14 protein-coding genes are annotated in these 19,942 nt (G+C 68.7%); 11 read left to right on the top strand and 3 right to left on the bottom strand.

From position 1 onward, the window contains the following. Positions 1-179: 179 nt before the first annotated feature. Positions 180-2,936 (bottom strand): transglycosylase domain-containing protein, encoded by a 2,757-nt coding sequence (locus CP970_RS21405; RefSeq protein ID WP_079043831.1) that lies wholly within the window; start codon positions 2,934-2,936, stop codon positions 180-182. A 374-nt stretch (positions 2,937-3,310) separates the two neighbouring features. Here CP970_RS21405 and CP970_RS21400 point away from each other — a divergent pair, with 374 nt between their 5' ends. The 4 genes from CP970_RS21400 to CP970_RS21385 all read left to right on the top strand — a co-directional run bounded on the left by CP970_RS21400 (position 3,311) and on the right by CP970_RS21385 (position 7,091). Continuing rightward, on the top strand, positions 3,311-3,997 hold the full coding sequence (locus tag CP970_RS21400; RefSeq protein WP_055552680.1) for a PadR family transcriptional regulator: 687 nt from the start codon (positions 3,311-3,313) through the stop codon (positions 3,995-3,997). A 59-nt stretch (positions 3,998-4,056) separates the two neighbouring features. Continuing rightward, complete coding sequence (locus CP970_RS21395) at positions 4,057-5,139, top strand: inositol-3-phosphate synthase (protein WP_055552678.1); 1,083 nt, start codon at positions 4,057-4,059, stop codon at positions 5,137-5,139. Positions 5,140-5,219: 80 nt separating this feature from the next. Then, positions 5,220-6,476, top strand: coding sequence for an MFS transporter (locus CP970_RS21390; RefSeq protein WP_150493713.1), 1,257 nt, complete (start codon positions 5,220-5,222; stop codon positions 6,474-6,476). 114 nt (positions 6,477-6,590) lie between these two features. Next, positions 6,591-7,091 (top strand): LppU/SCO3897 family protein, encoded by a 501-nt coding sequence (locus CP970_RS21385; RefSeq protein ID WP_055544613.1) that lies wholly within the window; start codon positions 6,591-6,593, stop codon positions 7,089-7,091. A gap of 181 nt (positions 7,092-7,272) precedes the next feature. Here the strand turns inward: CP970_RS21385 and CP970_RS21380 are convergent, their stop codons facing one another. Beyond that, positions 7,273-8,715 (bottom strand): CCA tRNA nucleotidyltransferase, encoded by a 1,443-nt coding sequence (locus CP970_RS21380; RefSeq protein WP_055544614.1) that lies wholly within the window; start codon positions 8,713-8,715, stop codon positions 7,273-7,275. A gap of 207 nt (positions 8,716-8,922) precedes the next feature. Here CP970_RS21380 and CP970_RS21375 point away from each other — a divergent pair, with 207 nt between their 5' ends. The 7 genes from CP970_RS21375 (at position 8,923) to trxA (ending at position 18,951) form a co-directional block, all read left to right on the top strand. Then, positions 8,923-11,268: a DUF6049 family protein gene (locus CP970_RS21375; RefSeq protein WP_055544615.1), complete on the top strand. Its 2,346-nt coding sequence runs from the start codon at positions 8,923-8,925 to the stop codon at positions 11,266-11,268. 46 nt (positions 11,269-11,314) lie between these two features. After that, positions 11,315-13,795 carry a murein biosynthesis integral membrane protein MurJ gene (gene murJ / locus CP970_RS21370; RefSeq protein ID WP_055544616.1) on the top strand — a complete coding sequence of 827 codons (2,481 nt, stop codon included), beginning with the start codon at positions 11,315-11,317 and terminating at the stop codon, positions 13,793-13,795. Between the two features lie 118 nt (positions 13,796-13,913). Next, positions 13,914-15,629: a protein kinase family protein gene (locus CP970_RS21365; RefSeq protein ID WP_055544617.1), complete on the top strand. Its 1,716-nt coding sequence runs from the start codon at positions 13,914-13,916 to the stop codon at positions 15,627-15,629. Between the two features lie 65 nt (positions 15,630-15,694). After that, positions 15,695-16,405 carry an RNA polymerase sigma factor SigM gene (gene sigM, locus CP970_RS21360; protein ID WP_055544650.1) on the top strand — a complete coding sequence of 237 codons (711 nt, stop codon included), beginning with the start codon at positions 15,695-15,697 and terminating at the stop codon, positions 16,403-16,405. Beyond that, a complete protein-coding gene (locus CP970_RS21355) occupies positions 16,402-17,391 on the top strand; it encodes an anti-sigma factor family protein (RefSeq protein WP_055544618.1) in 990 nt (329 codons plus the stop codon). The genes sigM and CP970_RS21355 overlap by 4 nt, the downstream gene beginning before the upstream one ends. Positions 17,392-17,619: 228 nt before the next feature. Continuing rightward, positions 17,620-18,579 carry a thioredoxin-disulfide reductase gene (trxB, locus tag CP970_RS21350; protein ID WP_055544619.1) on the top strand — a complete coding sequence of 320 codons (960 nt, stop codon included), beginning with the start codon at positions 17,620-17,622 and terminating at the stop codon, positions 18,577-18,579. A gap of 39 nt (positions 18,580-18,618) precedes the next feature. Next, positions 18,619-18,951, top strand: a complete 333-nt coding sequence (gene trxA, locus CP970_RS21345) for a thioredoxin (RefSeq protein ID WP_055544620.1) — start codon at positions 18,619-18,621, stop codon at positions 18,949-18,951. 73 nt (positions 18,952-19,024) lie between these two features. Here trxA and CP970_RS21340 read toward each other — a convergent pair whose 3' ends face one another. Next, complete coding sequence (locus CP970_RS21340) at positions 19,025-19,642, bottom strand: GNAT family N-acetyltransferase (RefSeq protein ID WP_055544621.1); 618 nt, start codon at positions 19,640-19,642, stop codon at positions 19,025-19,027. Positions 19,643-19,942 lie beyond the last annotated feature (300 nt).

Here is a 19,942-nt window from a genome sequence, read left to right as displayed (position 1 = left end):
GCGCTGGGGTCCGCACTAGGCATGCGGACATCCTGCCGTATGCGACTGGGAACACGGAGAGGGCCGCCGCACCGGTCGGTGCGGCGGCCCTCGTTTCACGTGAAACACGAGCGGGGGAGTCCCCGGCGTCCTGTCGACTCAGCCGGGACGTCCTGGCTCAGTCTTGGCTAGGTCTTGGCTCAGCCGTCCGAGCCGGAGATGAAGCCGCCTCCGCCGTCATTGCCGTTGCCGTTCCCGTTGTTCCCTCCGCCACCGGCCGGATCCTCGGTGGCAGTTGGTGTCCCACCACCAGGGCCCCCGTCGGCGCCGCCATCGGCACCGCCGTTCCCCGCGCCGCCGTCATGGTTGCAGTCCCAGTCGAACGGGTCGCAGGTCTCCCCGGGATCGGGCGATTCCGTAGGCGGTTTCGTGGTCTCGGAGTGCGTGGGCGTCGGGGACGTGGTCTCCTCCGGCTCCTTGGTCCTCGTCGGGGTGGGCGGCGGAGGCGGAGTCTCACCGACGACCCTGCCGATCGGCCCGGGCGGCGGGAAGGTCTTGACCGGCTCGCCCTTGAGCGCCTGCGTCATGTAGTCCTGCCAGATCCGCGCGGGGAACGAGGCGCCGTGGATCTTCTTCTCGCCGCCCGTGCCGAACATCTCCAGGAATTCGCGCTTCTTGTTGTTCTCGTTGTCGTCGAGGCGGTACATGCTGACCGCCGTCGACAACTGCGGGGTGTAGCCGACGAACCAGGCGGACTTGTTGCCGTCGGTGGTACCCGTCTTGCCCGCGACCTGGCGCCCGGGCAGCTTCGCCGAGGTGCCGGTGCCCTTGTCCACGACGGTCCTCAGCACGTCGGTGACGTTGTCGGCGACCGTGGGGTCGAAGGCCTGCTTGGTCTTCTTCTCGTGCTGGTAGACCGTCTTGCCCTCGTGCTCGACCTCCTTGACCGAGTACGGGTCGTTCTGCTTCCCGCTCGCCGCGAAGGTGGAGTAGGCACCGGCCATCCGGATCGCGCTCGGCGAGGAGGTACCGAGTGAGAAGGACGGGTAAGTGGCTCCCGCCATGGAGCTGTCGTCCTTGAGGCCGGCGTCCATCGCCGACTCCTTCACCTTGTCCAGGCCGACGTCCATGCCGAGCTGCACATAGGCGGAGTTGACCGACTCCCGCATCGCCTCGCGCAGGTCGATCTGATAGGTCGGGGGGTTGTAGTCCTGGTCACCGTCGTTCCGCTGGAGCCATTCCTTGCCGTCCCTGTCGGTCCAGACGTCACCGTTGTACTTCTGGATCTTGAGCTTGTTCTTGCCGCTGTACAAGCTCTTCGGGTCGACGATGGTGCGCTCGGACTCGCTCTGGACCTCCACGCCCTTCGGGTCGCGGACGCCGTACTTGAAGGCGGCGGCCAGCACGAAGGGCTTGTACGTCGAACCGACCTGGGCACCGGTCTGGTCGGCGTTGTTGGTGAAGTGCTTCGTCGCGTCCTCACCGCCGTAGATGGCCTTGATCGCGCCGTCCTTCGGATCCACGGAGGCCCCACCGAACTGCACGTGCGTGTCCTTCTTGGGCCGCAGCTTCTCGTTGAGCTTCTCCTTGCGGACCGTGTTCACCGACTTCTCGAGCTCCTTGACCTTCTTCCGGTCGAAGGTCGTGTGGATCTCGTAGCCGCCCTGCTGGAGCTGCTCGGCGGTGATGTTGGTGTTCTTGATGACGTACGCCTTGGCCAGGTCCACAAGGTAGCCGGTCTGACCGGCCAGGTCGGCGTTCGACCGGGGGTTCTGCAGCTTGGGGAACGTCCGGTACTTGTCCCGCTCCGTGGCGGTCAGGCGGCCGTCCTTGACCTCCTCGTCGAGGATCCACGACCACCGCTTCTTCGCGCGCGCGGTGTTGTCTTCCTTGCTCGCCGCGGGGTCGATCTCGGGGGAGCCCGCCGGGTCGTAATAGGTGGCGCCCTTGAGCACCGTCGCGAGCAGCGCGCACTGGCTCGGGTCCAGCTCGCTGGCTTCCTTGTCGAAGTACGCCCGCGCCGCGGCCTGGATGCCGTAGGCCCCGCGCCCGTAATAGGCGGTGTTGAGGTACCCCGCCATGATGTCTTCCTTGCGGACCGTGCGGCCGACCTTTATGGAGATGAAGAGCTCTTTGAACTTACGGGTGAACGTCTGCGACTGGTCGCCCAGGCGCGCGTTCTTCACGTACTGCTGGGTGATGGTGGAGCCACCCTGGGTCTGCCCGCCCTTGGCCATGTTGACCAGGGCACGCGTGATGCCCATCGGGTCGACGCCCTTGTCCTTCTCGAACGTCTTGTTCTCCGCCGACATGACGGCGAAGCGCATTTCCTTGGGGATGTCGTCGTAGTCGATGATCTGGCGGTTGCGCTCACCGCCGGTCGCGACCATCTGCTTGCCGTCGCCCCAGTAGTAGACGTTGTTCTGGGCCTTGGCCGCCTTGTCTACCTCCGGCACCTGCACCAGCGCGTACGCGATGCCCGCGACGGCCATCAGGCTGCCGAGGAAACCGATGAACAGGCCGGTGACCAGGCGCCACGACGGGACCCAGCGGCGCAGACCGTCCTTGTTCGCGCGCGGGTAGTCGATGAACCGCTTCTTGCGGGGCGGTTCGGCGCCCCGGCCTCTGCCGCGCCCGGGACCACCGGGGCCGGGGCCACCGCCACGACGGCCACCGCCACCGGAGCGTCCGCCGCCGCCGGCGCCGTCGGGCGCCCTGCGTCGGCCGCCGGCCGCACCACTGCGCTGTGCCGCGCGGCGGGCTTCGGCCCGGCCTCCATAAGGGCGGTCCTCCTCGTCCGGCGTTCCGGATCCTTGCGATCCGTACGAGGAAGAGGGCGATCCAGTGGCGCCCCGCGGTGCCGCGCGGCGGCCCGGCGACGCTCCTGGGGCGCCACGCCTGGCCGCGGCGCGTCCGCCGCCCTGCGGCTGCGGCGGTTTGCGACGGTGCTCGCTCATCGAACGATTACTCCTCGGGCAGGCGCAGCTGTCCACGCCTGGAAACGGCGGCTGATTTCCGGTCCCCCCGAAGTGCGGATGTGCCCGTTCCGGCACTCACCCGCACTGCACCGGGGACAACGACGCCCCCTGGCGTCACGTGGTTCCCGGCGGTCTGCATGGCGCACAGACTACGCACCGTCAAAACCCTCGTAGAGCCGAAGTTCACCCCAAATCAGGCAAGTTACTTCCTACGAATCGGTGATGTGACGCCGTTCACCGTGCCCCCTCTTGTCTCAACCTGATCGCCGTTCTATCGTCTCGATGTATCGAGTCGATACATCAGCTCGGCATAAGGGCCGTACTGAGGGACTTGCGGTGGACGGGAGGCGACGATGAGCAGGCGCTCCGGCATCCTCGAGTTCGCCGTGCTCGGTCTGCTCCGCGAGTCCCCGATGCACGGCTATGAGCTGCGGAAACGACTCAATACGTCGCTGGGAGTGTTCCGCGCGTTCAGCTACGGGACCCTCTATCCCTGCCTCAAGACGCTGGTCGCCAACGGCTGGTTGATCGAAGAGTCGGGCAGCACGCCTGAAGACGCCCTCGCTGCTCCACTCGCAGGGCGTCGCGCCAAGATCGTCTATCGGTTGACGGCGGAAGGTAAGGAGCACTTCGAGGACCTGCTCTCGCAGACCGGCCCCGACGCGTACGAGGACGAGCACTTCGCCGCCCGCTTCGCCTTCTTCGGGCAGACCTCGCGGGACGTACGCATGCGGGTGCTAGAGGGCCGACGCAGCCGCCTCGAAGAACGCCTGGAGAAGATGCGCGCCTCCCTGGCCCGTACCCGGGAGCGCCTGGACGACTACACGCTTGAGCTGCAGCGACACGGCATGGAATCCGTGGAGCGCGAAGTGCGCTGGCTGAACGAGCTCATCGAGAGCGAGCGGGCGGGGCGGGACCAACAGCGGTCCACCCCCCACAGCTCCGCTCAGCAGGACAGCACATCTGGGGAGTCGGCGGACCTGCCCCGGCGGCGGGAGACCAACCCGCCGCCGGATCCGTCCGATGACCCCGCCAAGTGAGACCCAGCGTTCCGCAGGGTCTTATCCGGAATACCGAGATCACACAGGGAGCAACCGGAATGGGTTCGGTTCGCGTAGCCATTGTCGGCGTGGGCAACTGCGCCGCCTCGCTGGTCCAGGGCGTCGAGTACTACAAGGACGCCGACCCGGACGCCAAGGTCCCGGGCCTGATGCACGTCCAGTTCGGCGACTACCACGTCGGTGATGTCGAGTTCGTCGCCGCCTTCGACGTCGACGCGAAGAAGGTCGGCCTCGACCTCGCGGACGCCATCGGCGCCAGCGAGAACAACACCATCAAGATCTGCGACGTGCCGAACTCCGGCGTGCAGGTCCAGCGTGGCCACACCCACGACGGCCTGGGCAAGTACTACCGCCAGACCATCGAGGAGTCCGCCGAGGCGCCGGTCGACGTCGTCCAGATCCTCAAGGACAAGCAGGTCGACGTTCTCGTCTGCTACCTGCCCGTCGGTTCCGAGGCCGCGGCGAAGTTCTACGCCCAGTGCGCCATCGACGCCAAGGTCGCCTTCGTCAACGCCCTGCCGGTCTTCATCGCCGGTACCAAGGAGTGGGCCGACAAGTTCACCGAGGCGGGCGTCCCGATCGTCGGCGACGACATCAAGTCGCAGGTCGGCGCCACCATCACGCACCGTGTGATGGCGAAGCTGTTCGAGGACCGCGGGGTCCGTCTTGAGCGCACCATGCAGCTCAACGTCGGCGGCAACATGGACTTCAAGAACATGCTCGAGCGCGAGCGCCTCGAGTCCAAGAAGATCTCGAAGACGCAGGCCGTCACCTCGCAGATCCGCGACCGCGAGCTGGGCGAGAACAACGTCCACATCGGCCCGTCGGACTACGTCGCGTGGCTCGACGACCGCAAGTGGGCGTACGTCCGCCTCGAGGGCCGCGCCTTCGGTGACGTCCCGCTGAACCTTGAGTACAAGCTCGAGGTCTGGGACTCCCCGAACTCCGCCGGTGTCATCATCGACGCCCTGCGCGCCGCGAAGATCGCCAAGGACCGGGGCATCGGTGGCCCGATCCTCTCCGCGTCCTCGTACTTCATGAAGTCCCCGCCGGTGCAGTACTTCGACGACGAGGCCTACGAGAACGTCGAGAAGTTCATCAAGGGCGAGGTCGAGCGCTAAACAGCTCTCTCCGTAGTCGCTTGTCGAGGGTCCCCGGGCATTCCGCCCGGGGACCCTCCTCATATGTGAGGGTGTGCTCCATGGCTGTCGTCGGTGACCTGCGGATACTGCTGCGGCTGCGGAACTTCAGACGGATGCTCGCCGTACGTCTGATCTCCCAGGGCGCGGACGGCGTCTACCAGGTCGCGCTCGCCACCTACGTCGTCTTCTCTCCGGAGAAGCAGACATCCCCCGGAGCGATCGCCTCCGCGATGGCGGTGCTGCTGCTTCCCTACTCACTGATCGGCCCCTTCGCGGGCGTCCTCCTGGACCGCTGGCAACGTCGACAGGTTTTCCTGTACGGCAATCTGCTGCGGGCCGCGCTGGCCTCGGTGACCGCCGTCCTGATGCTGAGCGGCGTGCCGGACTGGCTCTTCTACGCCTCCGCGCTGTGCGTCACCGCCGTCAACCGCTTCGTCCTCGCCGGCCTTTCGGCCGCGCTGCCGCGGGTGGTGGACGCCGACCGCCTCGTCATCGCCAACTCCCTCTCACCGACCGCGGGGACGCTCGCCGCGACGGTGGGCGGCGGACTCGCCTTCGTCGTACGTCTGGCGGGGTCAGACTCGGACGCGGCCGTGGTCCTCCTCGGCTCCGCCCTGTACCTCTGCGCGGCCCTCGCCTCGCTCCGCATGGCCCGCGACCTGCTCGGCCCCGACCCGGATCTGGTGCAGCCACGGCTCGGCGCCGCCCTCGCCGGAACCGCCCGAGGGCTGACGGCGGGGGTGCGGCACCTGACGCAACGCCCGGCGGCCGCCCGCGCGCTGGCCGCGATGACGGTGATGCGGTTCTGCTACGGCGCCCTGACCGTCATGTTCCTGATGCTGTGCCGGTACGCCTGGTCGTCGACGGAGTCCGACGGGCTCGCGCTGCTCGGACTCGCCGTGGGGATCTCGGGGGCGGGGTTCTTCGTGGCCGCCGTGGTGACGCCGTGGGCGGTGGGGCGGCTGGGGGCGGGCGGCTGGATCGTCGCTTGCGCGGGTGCGGCGGCGGTCCTGGAACCGGCGCTCGGCCTCCCGTTCGCGCCCGTGCCGTTGCTCGTCGCCGCCTTCCTCCTCGGCCTGACCACTCAGGGCGCGAAGATCGCCACGGACACAGTGGTGCAGTCCTCGGTGGACGACGGCTTCCGCGGACGGATCTTCTCGGTCTACGACGTGCTGTTCAACGTCGCGTTCGTGGGCGCGGCCGCGGTGGCCGCCCTGCTGCTGCCGCCGGACGGCCGATCGGTTCCGCTGGTGGTCGGCGTCGCCCTGCTCTACGCAGCAGTTACTGCGGCTATGTCCCGGTTTAGCTTGCAGTAAGTGTCACATCAATGCCACAGAGCCCCTCCGGGCTTCTGAGATGACCTCGCCCCCCGATAACTTACGGGCGTCGTATTCGCGCCATCGCGCTCTCGTTCGAGGGGGACCCCCAAAGTGACCACTCCGCCGCCCCAGGGCCAGAATCCGTACCCGCCTCAGGGCCAGAACCCCTACGGCCAGCCCCAGGGCGTCGCTCCGTACGGCCAGCAGGCTCCGGCGCCGTACCCGCCTCAGCAGGGTGCGCCCTACCCGCCGTACCAGGGTGGTCCGGTCCCCCCGCCCGCCGCCCCTTCCCGCAAGGGCAGGAAGCTGCTCCTGCGCATCGGTGGCTTCATCCTGGTCGCGATCATCATCGGCGTCGTCAAGTACCAGATGGGCAAGAGCGACGCCGAGACGATCTCGGTCGGCAGCTGCATGCACAACAACGGCACGCAGATATCGCCCGACCTCAAGGAGGTCGACTGCTCCTCCAGTGACTCCGAGTTCGAGGTCGTCGAGAAGTTCGACAACACCAGCGACGGCAACAAGTGCCAGGCCGTCAAGGCCTCCGAGCTCGCGTACTACCAGCAGGGCAAGGGCCACGACGTCGTGCTCTGCCTGAAGAAGACCAAGTAGACCCAGCAGGCCGGGCAAGACACGACCGAGGGGCGCTGTTCACGGTTTCACGTGAAACAGCGCCCCTCGGCGTATCCAGGACCTCTCGGGCGTATCCAGAGGCCCCCCGGCGCATCCGGGATTGGCTTGTTTCACGTGAAACCACGGAACAAGCCACCGCCGAAACAAGCCACCGCCCGTCTCAGCTCTGCTCGGCCCACCACTCCTTGAGCGCCGCCACCGCGGCCTCCCGCTCCATCGGGCCGTTCTCGAGGCGCAGCTCCAGCAGGAACTTGTAGGCCTTGCCGATCACGGGCCCGGGGCCCACGTCCAGGACCTCCATGATGTCGTTGCCGTCGAGATCGGGCCGGATCGAGTCCAGCTCCTCCTGCTCCTGGAGGCGGGCGATGCGCTCCTCCAGGCCGTCGTACGCGCGCGACAGGGCATTCGCCTTGCGCTTGTTGCGCGTCGTGCAGTCGGAGCGGGTCAGCTTGTGCAGTCGACTGAGGAGCGGACCCGCGTCACGCACGTAGCGACGTACGGCCGAGTCGGTCCACTCGCCCGTGCCGTAGCCGTGGAAGCGCAGGTGCAGCTCGACCAGACGCGAGACGTCCTTCACGAGCTCGTTGGAGTACTTGAGCGCCGTCATGCGCTTCTTGACCATCTTGGCGCCGACCACCTCGTGGTGGTGGAACGAGACCCGGCCGTCGTCCTCGAAGCGCCGCGTCTTCGGCTTGCCGATGTCGTGCAGCAACGCCGCGATGCGCAGCGTCAGGTCGGGGCCTTCGGTCTCCAGCGCCATCGCCTGTTCCAGGACGATCAGCGAGTGGTCGTAGACGTCCTTGTGACGGTGGTGCTCGTCCCGCTCGAGGCGCAGCGCGGGAAGCTCGGGCAGGACCCGGTCGGCCAGGCCCGTGTCGACGAGGAGGGCCAGGCCCTCGCGCGGGTGCGCGGAGAGGATCAGCTTGTTCAGCTCGTCCCGCACCCGCTCCGCGGAGACGATCTCGATGCGCTCGGCCATCGCCTTCATGGCCGCGACGACCTCGGGCGCCACCTCGAAGTCCAGCTGCGCGGCGAAGCGCGCGGCCCGCATCATCCGCAGCGGATCGTCCGAGAAGGACTCCTCGGGCGTCCCGGGGGTCCGCAGAACCCGCTCGGAAAGGTCGTCGAGTCCGCCGTGCGGGTCGATGAACTCCTTCTCGGGGAGCGCCACGGCCATCGCGTTCACGGTGAAGTCACGGCGTACGAGGTCTTCCTCGATGGATTCGCCGTAGGACACCTCGGGCTTGCGCGAGGTCCTGTCGTACGCCTCGGAGCGGTACGTCGTGACCTCGATCTGGTAGCCCTCCTTCTGGCAGCCGACCGTGCCGAAGGCGATCCCGACCTCCCAGACCGCGTCGGCCCACGGACGCACGATCGTCAGTACGTCCTCGGGGCGGGCGTCAGTGGTGAAGTCCAGATCGTTGCCGAGCCGACCCAAGAGGGCGTCCCTCACCGAGCCGCCGACCAGGGCGAGGGAGAAACCCGCCTCCTGGAATCGGCGGGCGAGATCGTCCGCGACAGGGGACACACGCAGCAGTTCGGTGACCGCGCGGCGCTGCACCTGGCTCAGTGCGCTGGGATTGTCTTCGTTGGCGTTCGGCACAACAGAAAAGGGTACGTGCCCCGGACGCCAGGGGCCGACCCGTATTCCCGCGGGCCTCCGGAGGCCCATCACCGCGCCCCCGGCCAGTTCTTCCGATCACGTGGAGCAGTCCGCGGCACTTCGCCCCAGCGCGCATCGTTACCATGCGTGGACGCAGGAACCGAGAACCATCGATGAAGCCGACGACGACGAGGAACGGGCGAACGCGTGGCCGAGGCGGCAGACATCCCGGGGACAAGCCCCTCACCTGCCCGCCGGTGGCTGCGGCGCACCGCAGCACTGCTGGTGGGTACCCCTTTGCTGGCCGGACTTCTGCACGTGCCGGCGGGGCCCACCGCGCACGCCGCCGTACCGAGAGCGACGGCCGCCGCCACCGGCTCCAGCACCGTGGACGTCTCGCTGGACGGGCTCACCCCCACCGCTCCCGGTGAGGACGACACCCTCACGGTCTCCGGCACGGTCACCAACGACAGCAAGCAGGCGGTGACCAAGGCCGAGGTCGGGCTGCGTCTGGGGCCGAGCCTGAACAGCCGCAGCGCGATCGACACCGCCGCCAAGCGCAAGGGGTACCTGCCGGGGTCCGACGGCACCGAGGTCGGCGGCAAGTACGTCGAGAAGTTCGCCAAGCTGGCGCCCGGCGTCCGGCAGGACTTCAGCATCTCCATTCCGGTCAAGGCGCTGAACCTCGGCGCCGACGGCGTCTACCAGCTGGGCGTCTCGGTCACCGGCCAGTCCGCCGCCCAGCCGTACCCGCAGGTGCTCGGCTTCGAGCGCACCTTCCTGCCGTGGCAGCCCGACGCCACCGACACGAAGACGAAGACGACGTACCTGTGGCCGCTCATCTCCAAGACCCACCTCACCGCCGAGACGGGCTCCGACGAACAGCAGACGCCGGTCTTCAAGGACGACGGCCTGGCCAAGGAGATCGCTCCCGGCGGGCGCCTGGAACAGCTCGTGTCGCTGGGCCGCGAGCTCGACGTCACCTGGGTCATCGACCCGGACCTGCTGGCCTCCGTGGAGGCCATGACGAAGAACTACCGGATCCAGACCAAGGACGGTAAGTCCACCGTCGCGGGCAAGAACCAGGCGACCGCCAACCAGTGGCTCAACGACCTCGGAGACGCCGTCAAGGGTCAGAAGGTCGTCGCTCTGCCCTTCGCCGACCCCGACCTCGCCTCCCTCGCCCACACCGGCAAGGCCGTCACCGGCTCCCTGGGCCGTCTCAAGGAAGCCACCGAGGTCGGCGCCAAGGCGGTGGACGCCATCCTCCAGGTGAAGCCGACCACCGACTTCACCTGGCCCGCGGACGGCGCGATCGACCCCTCCATCGTCGATGTCGCCACCTCGGCGGGCGCCCACTCCGTGATCACCCGCAGCGACAGCCTCCGCGAGACCGGGGGCCTCCTGTACACGCCCAACGCCGCCCGCCCCATCGGCGGCGGCACGACGGCAGTCGTGGCCGACGCACGGCTCTCGACCGCCTTCCAGGGCGACATGACGGGTGCCGAGCGCTCCACGCTCGCCGTGCAGGGATTCCTCGCCCAGAGCCTGATGATCACGATGCAGGATCCGGAGAAGCAGCGCAGCATCGTCGTCGCCCCCCAGCGCATGCCGACCGTCAGCCAGGCCCAGTCCATGGCGAAGGCGCTGAAGGCCCTCGGCGAGGGACGCTGGTCCCAGCCCCAGAGCCTGGCCGCGGCCGCGAAGGCGAAGCCGGACCCGAGCGCCACGACCCAGGTGCCGTCGGCCGGCGCCTACCCGGCGGCGCTGCGCAAGCAGGAGCTGCCGCAGTCGGCCTTCGAGTCCATCCAGAGCACCCAGAAGATGCTCGAGCGGTTCCAGGTGATCCTCACCGAGAAGGACCGGGTGGTCACCCCGTTCGGGAGGGCCATAGACCGTGAGATGGCGACCGCCTGGCGCGGCCGTCCCGGCGAGGCGAAGAGCTATCGCAAGGGCGTCACGGAGTACCTGACCACGCTCACCGAGCAGGTGACGCTGATCAAGAAGTCCGACGCGAAGCTCTCCGGGCGCAGCGCCACGATCCCGGTGTCGGTGCAGAACAACCTGGTGCAGGGCGTCGACCACTTGGTGCTGCGCCTGACCTCCATGAACCCCACCCGTCTGAAGATCGGCGACGGGCCGTACGAAGAGCACCCGATCAAGATCGCGGGAGGCCACTCCCAGTCGGTCAAGTTCACGACCAACGCCAACGCCAACGGTCCGGTTCCGGTCTACGCCCAGCTCTTCACCGAGGACGGCGAGCCGTACGGCGAAGCGATCCGCTTCGAAGTCAACGTCACCGAGATCACCCTCACGGTGATGCTCGTCATCGCCGGCGGCCTCCTGCTGCTCGTGCTCGCCGGATTCCGCATGTACACCCAGCGCAAGCGCGCGGCCCGGAAACGCGCTCTGGAGGGGCCCGACGAGGGCCCCGAGGGCGAATCCGGCACCGAGCCCGGGGAAGACGACCCCGAGCAGCCGAGTGACCCGACGCCGGACACCGCTCCTGAAAGCACCGACCCGTCGGACACGGGTGAGAGAGTGGACCGTTGAGCGATGTCGTGGCCGGTGGGCCCGGGGACGATGAGGTGGGGTAACCATGAACGCGCCGTACGACGGTGACCGTGGCCAGGGTGCGGGCGGCTCCGCCTCGCCCGGAGGCCCGCCGCCCGGCTCGCCCGAGCACGGGCAGGTGCCACCGCAGCCAGCGCCGGACATGTACCTCCAGGACGCCTACGACCAGGATCCCTACCGGGCTCAGGACCTCTCCGCCCAGGACCCGGTGAACGAGGCGCTCTACGACCGCGCGGCACACCCACCGCCGCCGCCCGGCACCTACCAGCAACAGCAGCCGCTGTACGCCCAGCCCCCCTCGCAGCAGCACGCCCCCGATCCGCGCGTATGGGCCCAGACCCCGGCCCCCGAGCCGGAGGGCCCGACCCGCCACCTCCCGTACGGCGACGACGCCAGGACGACCCAGTTCGTGGGCGTCGACGACCTGGTCACCCAGGCAGGCGAGGAGCACCACGAGCCGGACGCCTTCGCCCACCTCTTCCGTGACCAGCAGCCCGGCGGCTACCGGAACCAGCAGGCGCCCTACCAGCAGGGCTCGTACCCACAGGACTCGTACCAACAGGGCGGGTACCAGCAGAACGGGTACCCGCAGGGCGAGTACCAGCAGACCGGATACCAGCAGGACGGGTACCAACAGGCCGCCTATCAGCAGGACGGCTACCCCCAAGCCAACGGCTCGCCCCAGGGCAACGGCTACCAGCAGGGCGGCGGGTACCAGCAGGACGGCTACGCCCAAGGCAACGGCTACCCCCAGGACAACGGCTACCAGCAGCCGGTCAACGGCGGCTATTCGCCCGCCGAGCAGCCGGGCATCCCGGCTCCCGCGGCCGCCTCGGCCCCGACGCCCGCGCCCGCACCGCCCGCCAAGTCGGGCGGCCGCGCGTCGAGCCTGCTGAAGTCCAGCGCCGTCATGGCGGCGGGCACGCTCGTCTCGCGCCTCACCGGCTTCATCCGCTCCGCCCTGATCGTCTCGGCGCTCGGCGTCGGCCTGCTCGGCGACACCTTCCAGGTCGTCTACCAGATCCCGACGATGATCTACATCCTCACCGTCGGCGGCGGCCTCAACTCCGTGTTCGTACCGCAGCTGGTGCACTCCATGAAGGAGGACGAGGACGGCGGCGAGGCCTTCGCCAACCGCCTGCTGACACTCGTCATGGTGGCGCTCGGCGTGCTCACCGTCCTGGGCGTCGTCCTTGCCCCGCAACTGGTCCGGCTGATGTCCGTACCGGTCGCGAACGACCCGGCGGCCACCGAGGTCGGCACCACCCTGCTCCGCTACTTCCTGCCCTCGATCTTCTTCATGGGCGTCCACGTGGTGATGGGGCAGATCCTCAACGTACGCGGCAAGTTCGGCGCGATGATGTGGACGCCGGTCCTCAACAACGTCGTCATCATCTTCACGCTCGGCATGTTCATCTGGGTGTACGGGTCGTCGGCGGAATCCGGCATGACCGTCAACAGCATCCCGCCGCAGGCCGAGAAGCTCCTCGGCATCGGCATCCTGCTCGGTCTCATCGTCCAGGCCCTGGCGATGATCCCGTACCTCCGGGAGACCGGGTTCAGGCTGCGTCCGCGCTTCGACTGGAAGGGCCACGGCCTGGGGAAGTCCGCCAAGCTCGCGAAGTGGACCATCCTCTTCGTGCTGGCCAACCAGGCGGGCGCCCTCGTCGTCACCCAGCTGGCCACCGCGGCCACCACCGATCTGCCCTCGACCAGCGGCATCGGCTTCGCGGCCTACGCGAACGCCCAGCTCATCTGGGGCCTGCCGCAGGCCATCATCACGGTCTCCCTGATGGCGGCCCTGCTGCCCCGGCTCTCCCGGTCCGCGCACGACGGGGACACCGGTTCGGTACGCGACGACATCTCGCAGGGCCTGCGCACGACGGCCGTGGCCATCGTCCCGATCGCCTTCGGGTTCGTCGCGCTCGGCATCCCGATGTGCACCCTGATCTTCGGCTCCTCGGGCAGCGCCCAGGCCACGAACATGGGCTTCATGCTGATGGCCTTCGGCCTCGGCCTGATCCCCTACTCCGTGCAGTACGTCGTGCTGCGCGCGTTCTACGCCTACGAGGACACCCGGACGCCCTTCTACAACACGGTCATCGTCGCCGCCGTCAACGCCGCCGCATCCGGCGCCTGCTACGTGCTGCTGCCCACCCGCTGGGCGGTCACCGGCATGGCAGCCGTGTACGGCGTCGCGTACGCGATCGGCGTCGGCATCGCCTGGCGCCGACTGCGCAAGCGGCTCGGCGGCGACCTGGACGGCGCCCACGTGCTGCGCACCTACGCCCGTCTCGGGATCGCCGCGCTGCCCGCGGCGCTGCTGGGCGGCGGAGTCGCTTACGCGGTCACCCAGGGGCTCGGACAGGACGTCCTCGGGTCGCTGGCGGCGCTGATCGCGGGCGGTGCGGTACTGCTCGGTGTCTTCTTCATCGCCGCGAAGCGCATGCGGATCGCGGAGCTCAACTCGATGGTCGGTATGGTCCGCGGACGTCTCGGTCGCTGAGATGGAGGGGTTCGCACAACCATCGTCGGCCACTGTGTGTCGTGCATAGCACCGGACTGTGGGCACAATTGGCTTTGGCGTCTGACGAAGCGCAACGGATGGGGAGGCAGGGACGACGGTGGCGGAACGGAGCACGGCTGCCGTCGACGTGGCAGACAACAGCGGCGATGAGCCGCTGACCGCCAAGGCGGAGCAGGCCACGGCCGACGGGGTGGCCCAGACCCGGGAGCGGGACACGGCAGCAGACGAAGACGCGGCGGAGAACGACGAGCCCACGAGCCGCGGGGCCTCCTCGCCCCCCGAACTGCACAGCGGCCACAAGCTGGCCAGACGCTATCGGCTCGAGGAGTGCGTCACCCGTCTGGACGGTTTCAGCAGTTGGCGTGCGGTGGACGAGAAGCTCCGCCGCGCCGTCGGCGTGCATCTCCTGCCCGCCGATCATCCGCGGGCCCGTTCGGTGCTCGCGGCGGCCCGGTCCTCGGCGCTGCTCGGTGACCCGCGCTTCGTGCAGGTCCTGGACGCGGTCGAGGAGAACGACCTCGTCTACGTGGTCCACGAGTGGCTGCCGGACGCCACGGAGCTGACCGCGGTCCTCGCGGCGGGTCCGCTGGAGGCGCACGACGCGTACCAGCTCGTCACCCAGACGTCCCAGGCGATGGCCGCGGCGCACCGCGAGGGTCTCGCGCACCTGCGGCTGACGCCCAGTGCCGTCCTTCGCACCTCCACCGGGCAGTACCGCATCCGCGGTCTCGCGGTGAACGCCGCGCTGCGCGGCATCAGCTCCGACACCCCCCAGCGCACCGACACCGAAGCGATCGGCGCCCTGTTGTACGCGTCACTGACGCAGCGCTGGCCCTACGAGGACGACGCGTACGGCCTCTCCGGGCTGCCCAAGGGCGTCGGGCTCATCGCCCCCGACCAGGTGCGCGCGGGCGTGCACCGCGGCCTCTCCGAGCTCGCCATGCGCGCGCTCGTCAACGACGGGGCGACCGCGTCACGCCAGGAACCTCCGTGCACGACTCCGGAGGAGCTGGTGAAGGCCATCGGCGAGATGCCCCGCATCCGCCCGCCGGAGCCCACCTTCACCGCGCCCCCCGAGTACCAGCGCACGACCTACCAGCAGGGTACGTACGGCCGTCCTGCCGTCCACCCCGGCGCCACGCAGCCCGTGCCGGCTCCGCCGCCCCCGCTGCAGAGCCGTACCGGCAGGGCTCTCAAGTGGGCCGTGTCCGCGTTGCTCATCGCGGCCCTCGGTCTGGGCAGCTGGCAGCTCGCGGACGCCTTGATGGACCGCGAGAACTCCGGTGAACCCGGCACCTCTGAAAGCTCAGGGGGCGGCGACAAGGGTGAGCCCAAGTCCGGGAAGACCCTGAGCGTCAAGGACGCCAAGGAGCTCGTCGTCGAAGGCCAAGCCCAGGACCCGAACAAGGTCAGCGGCACGTACGACGGCGACGACGCGACGCTGTGGCGCACCAAGACGTACAACGACGGCCCCGAACTCGCTCCGTACAAGCCCGGTGTCGGTATCGTCTACGACCTCGGCTCGGCGGAGCACGTGTCCGCCGCGTCGATTGACGTTCTGTACGGCGGTGCCCGCACGTCGGTCACGTTGTACGCCGTGGATTCGCTGTCGCCTTCGACACCGCTCTCGTCGATGAAGAAGATCGGCACCGGTACGACGTCGGGCACGACCTTGAAGGTCAAGGCCGACAAGAAGCCGGTGAAGTCCCAGTACGTGCTTCTCTGGCTGACGGCGGTACCGAAGTCGGCAACCGACGGCTTCTACAGCGCGGGATTCAAGCAGGCCATCAAGGACGTGAAGTTCACGGGCTGACGGACCGGTTCGACGAGGCTCGCCGGGGGGAGGGGTTCCAGGTGGACAGCACCGAGCACGGTGACATGAGCGACCAGGACCTCCTCGCCTGCCATGTGGACGGCGACAAGGACGCCTTCGGCGAGCTCGTGCGGCGCCATCGTGACCGGCTGTGGGCCGTGGCGCTGCGCACCCTGGGCGACCGCGAGGAGGCCGCCGACGCGGTCCAGGACGCGCTCGTCTCGGCCTACCGCGCGGCGCACACCTTCCGGGGCCAGTCCGCCGTGACGACCTGGCTGCACCGCATCACCGTGAACGCGTGCCTCGACCGGGCACGGAAGGCGGCCTCCCGCAAGACCTCCCCGATCGACGACACCGAGCGCCTGGAACAGCTCCTGGAGCCCGAGGAATCGGCGGCCGCACCCGTCGAGCGCGGCGATCTGCACCGGGAGCTCCTAGAGGCGCTGGGCACCCTGCCCCACGACCAGCGCGCGGCACTCGTCCTCGTCGACATGCAGGGCTATCCGGTGGCCGAGGCCGCCCGCGTCCTCGACGTCCCCACCGGCACGGTCAAGAGCCGTTGCGCGCGAGGCAGAGCGAGACTGCTGCCGCTCCTCACTCATCTGCGGACGGAGACTCCCACGCGGAACGGGGACGGCGGCGAGAGAACGGAAGGCAAGAAGCCCGGCTCAGGGCGGAACCGGTCGCAGGGGACATCCGTCCCACCGGCAGCAGGGCCACGGGATGCGGGACCAAGCGATTCAGCTGCTGTGAAGGGCGGAGGTGGGCGAGCGTGACAACCACGACCGAATCGGCCGGGCACCCGGAAGTCACTGAGATCTCGGACCTGACCGAGGGCCTTCTCTCCCCGTCGCGTACGAGCGACGTACGGCGGCACCTGGACGGCTGCGAGCTCTGCGCCGACGTCTACGCCTCCCTCGAGGAGATCCGCGGCATGCTCGGCACGCTGCCGGGCCCGTCCCGCATGCCCGCCGACATCGCCGGGCGCATCGACGCGGCCCTGGCGGCTGAAGCCCTGCTGGATTCCACTTCGCCCGACGCGCCCTTCGCGTCAACGGAGCCGGAGACGGAGGCGGCACCGGAGGCGGTACCGGAACCCGTATCGGCTTCCACCGACACCGCCCCGGCGCACACCGCGCGTGTTTCACGTGAAACATCGCCCGCATCGGCATCCCGAACGCCCAACGATCGTCCGGCGGGACATGCCCGTGCGGCGACCGGTCCAGGGCGTGGCAGGGGCCCGCGCGGCACACGCCGCCGCACCACGGTGCTCGGCGCCGTCTTCACGGCGGCCGCCATCGGACTCGGCTCCCTGCTGGTGTACAGCCTCAGCGACGATTCCGGTGGGTCCACCAGTACGACAGCGGGGCGGCGGAACTCGGCGAGCTCTTTCGCCGACGAGAAGCTCAAGGGCAAGGTCACCGAGCTCCTCGCCAAGAACTCCGTCAAGAGCCCCGGGAAGACCGACGGGTCCAAGCCCTCCTTCAACACCCGCTCCAGTCCGGAGTCCTCCGAGTCGAAGTCGCCGCTCAGCGCGAACACCGTCGACGTTCCGACGTGCATTCAGCGCGGCATCGGCGACGGCACACCGCTCGCGGCCGAGGAAGGCACCTATGAGGGCAAGAAGGCCTACCTCGTCGTGATGCCCCATCCCTCGGACGCCACCAAGGTGTCCGCGTACGTCGTCGACGCCGCCTGCGTGGGCAAGTCCTCGCCGTCCAAGGGCAAGGTTCTGACGGAGCGCACCTACCCTCAGGGCTGAATCTCGCGCGGCGATTTCCCCGGGCCGATTCACGGGTCCGATCACGGGTCCGTCGTGCTGCTGCCAGGAGCCTTGTGGTGCACGGCACCCTCCCGTTCTGACACGCTTCCGTGCGCTCGGACACGTCGGGGAATGCATGCCCCGTAGGATCCGTTGGGTGGGGTGAGAGTCCTGATACGGACACCCGCCAGCACTACGCAGCAGTCCCCAGAGACGAGGAATCAAGCCGTGACCGACGTCCGTAACGTGATCATCATCGGCTCCGGGCCCGCCGGCTACACGGCGGCGCTCTACACCGCGCGCGCGTCGCTGAAGCCGCTGGTGTTCGAGGGCGCCGTCACCGCGGGCGGTGCGCTGATGAACACCACCGAGGTGGAGAACTTCCCGGGCTTCCAGGACGGCGTCATGGGCCCTGACCTCATGGACAACATGCGCGCCCAGGCCGAGCGCTTCGGTGCCGAGCTCGTGCCCGACGACGTCGTCGCCGTCGACCTGAGCGGCGAGATCAAGACCGTGACGGACACCGCGGGCACCGTGCACCGCGCGAAGGCCGTCATCGTCACGACCGGCTCCCAGCACCGCAAGCTCGGTCTGCCGAACGAGGACGCCCTCTCCGGACGCGGTGTCTCCTGGTGCGCCACCTGCGACGGCTTCTTCTTCAAGGACCAGGACATCGCCGTGATCGGCGGCGGCGACACCGCGATGGAGGAGGCCACCTTCCTCTCGCGCTTCGCCAAGTCCGTGACGATCGTGCACCGCCGCGACAGCCTGCGCGCCTCCAAGGCGATGCAGGACCGCGCCTTCGCCGACCCGAAGATCAAGTTCATCTGGGACAACGAGGTCGCCGAGGTCAAGGGCGACCAGAAGCTCTCCGGGCTGACCCTGCGCAACCTGAAGACGGGCGAGACGTCCGAGCTGCCGGTGACCGGCCTGTTCATCGCGATCGGCCACGACCCGCGCACGGAGCTCTTCAAGGGACAGCTCGAGCTGGACGACGAGGGCTACCTGAAGGTCGAGGCGCCCTCGACCCGGACGAACCTGACCGGCGTCTTCGGTGCCGGTGACGTCGTCGACCACACCTACCGTCAGGCGATCACGGCGGCCGGCACCGGCTGCTCCGCCGCTCTCGACGCCGAGCGCTTCCTCGCCGCTCTCGCCGACAGCGAGACCGCGGCCGCCACCGTCTGACCCCCCTCTTCCCCACCGCACCAAGCTAAGGAGACTGCCGTGGCCGGCACCCTGAAGAACGTGACCGACGCTTCCTTCGACGAGGACGTCCTCAAGAACGACAAGCCCGTCCTGGTGGACTTCTGGGCCGCCTGGTGCGGACCGTGCCGCCAGATCGCGCCGTCGCTCGAGGCGATCGCCGCCGAGTACGGCGACAAGATCGAGATCGTCAAGCTCAACATCGACGAGAACCCGGGCACGGCTGCCAAGTACGGCGTCATGTCGATCCCGACCCTGAACGTGTACCAGGGTGGCGAGGTCGCCAAGACCATCGTCGGTGCCAAGCCGAAGGCCGCGATCGTCCGCGACCTGGAGGACTTCATCGCCGAGTAGTCGATGGCGATGTTTCACGTGAAACACGAATGGACCAGTCCCCGCGGGGGCTGGTCCATTCGCCGTTCCGGAGTCACAGCGGACGCAGTGCGGGTTCCTTCTGCACCGCGCCAAGGAGTCGGTCGAGCGCCAGCTCGACGTCTTCCTTCCAGGAGATCGTCGTACGCAGCTCAAGCCTCAACCGGGGATAGGCCGGGTGCGGGCGGACCGTCTTGAACCCCACGGCCAGGAGATGCTCCGCGGGCAGCACACACGCCGGCTTCTCCCACCGTGCGTCCCCGAACGCCTCGATCGCCTTGACCCCTCGACGCAGCAGGTCCTTCGCCACGGTCTGCACGATGACGCGTCCGAGTCCCTGGCCCTGATAGCCAGGCATGATCCACCCGGTGATGAGCTGGACGGCGTCCGGCGACACAGGGCTCGTGGGGAAGGCGGTGGCGCGCGGGACATAGGCCGGTGGCGCGTAGAGCACGAAGCCCACCGGCACGTCGTCGACGTAGACGACCCGGCCGCAGGATCCCCACTCCAGCAGGACGGCGGAGATCCACGCCTCCTTCTCCAGCTCCGGCGTACCGGCCTTTACCGCGGCTTGGCCGCTGACCGGGTCAAGCTCCCAGAAGACGCACGCGCGGCAACGGTTGGGGAGGTCCGGGAGATTGTCCAGCGTGAGCGGTACGAGCCGACGCCCCATGAAGGCAGTTCCTCACTTCCGTCGCCCGCCACGCTGCGGGCGGCTGTCAGAGCGCTGCGCTCCTTGAGCAGGCTGCCGACGAAACCGCCGACCGCTCCCAGCCCGAGGCCCGCGGCCATCAGTCCGGTGCGGCTCATCGTTCGCATGGCCCCCGCCTCCCCAATGAGGTGCCGTCAGGTGGATGCGCCATACCCGAACGCATCGTATCCACGATGCGATTGTGTCGATACCGCAAGAAAGCAAAGAGCGGGCGGTGTTCCGGTACACACCGGACACGGCCCGCTCTCGCGGTGCGGATAG

Origin of the sequence: Streptomyces kanamyceticus, assembly GCF_008704495.1 — a bacterium.
Classification (GTDB): Bacteria; Actinomycetota; Actinomycetes; order Streptomycetales; family Streptomycetaceae; genus Streptomyces; species Streptomyces kanamyceticus.
Note: the sequence above shows the minus strand (reverse complement) of the source record. Positions and strands in the feature narration are given on the sequence as shown.

Excerpts from the sequence above, each read along its gene's own strand:
- murJ (WP_055544616.1), top strand. The coding sequence starts at position 11,315 with ATGAACGCGCCGTACGACGGTGACCGTGGCCAGGGTGCGGGCGGCTCC.
- CP970_RS21395 (WP_055552678.1), top strand. The coding sequence starts at position 4,057 with ATGGGTTCGGTTCGCGTAGCCATTGTCGGCGTGGGCAACTGCGCCGCC.
- sigM (WP_055544650.1), top strand. The coding sequence starts at position 15,695 with ATGAGCGACCAGGACCTCCTCGCCTGCCATGTGGACGGCGACAAGGAC.
- CP970_RS21340 (WP_055544621.1), bottom strand. The coding sequence starts at position 19,642 with ATGGGGCGTCGGCTCGTACCGCTCACGCTGGACAATCTCCCGGACCTC.
- CP970_RS21400 (WP_055552680.1), top strand. The coding sequence starts at position 3,311 with ATGAGCAGGCGCTCCGGCATCCTCGAGTTCGCCGTGCTCGGTCTGCTC.
- CP970_RS21405 (WP_079043831.1), bottom strand. The coding sequence starts at position 2,936 with ATGAGCGAGCACCGTCGCAAACCGCCGCAGCCGCAGGGCGGCGGACGC.
- CP970_RS21390 (WP_150493713.1), top strand. The coding sequence starts at position 5,220 with ATGGCTGTCGTCGGTGACCTGCGGATACTGCTGCGGCTGCGGAACTTC.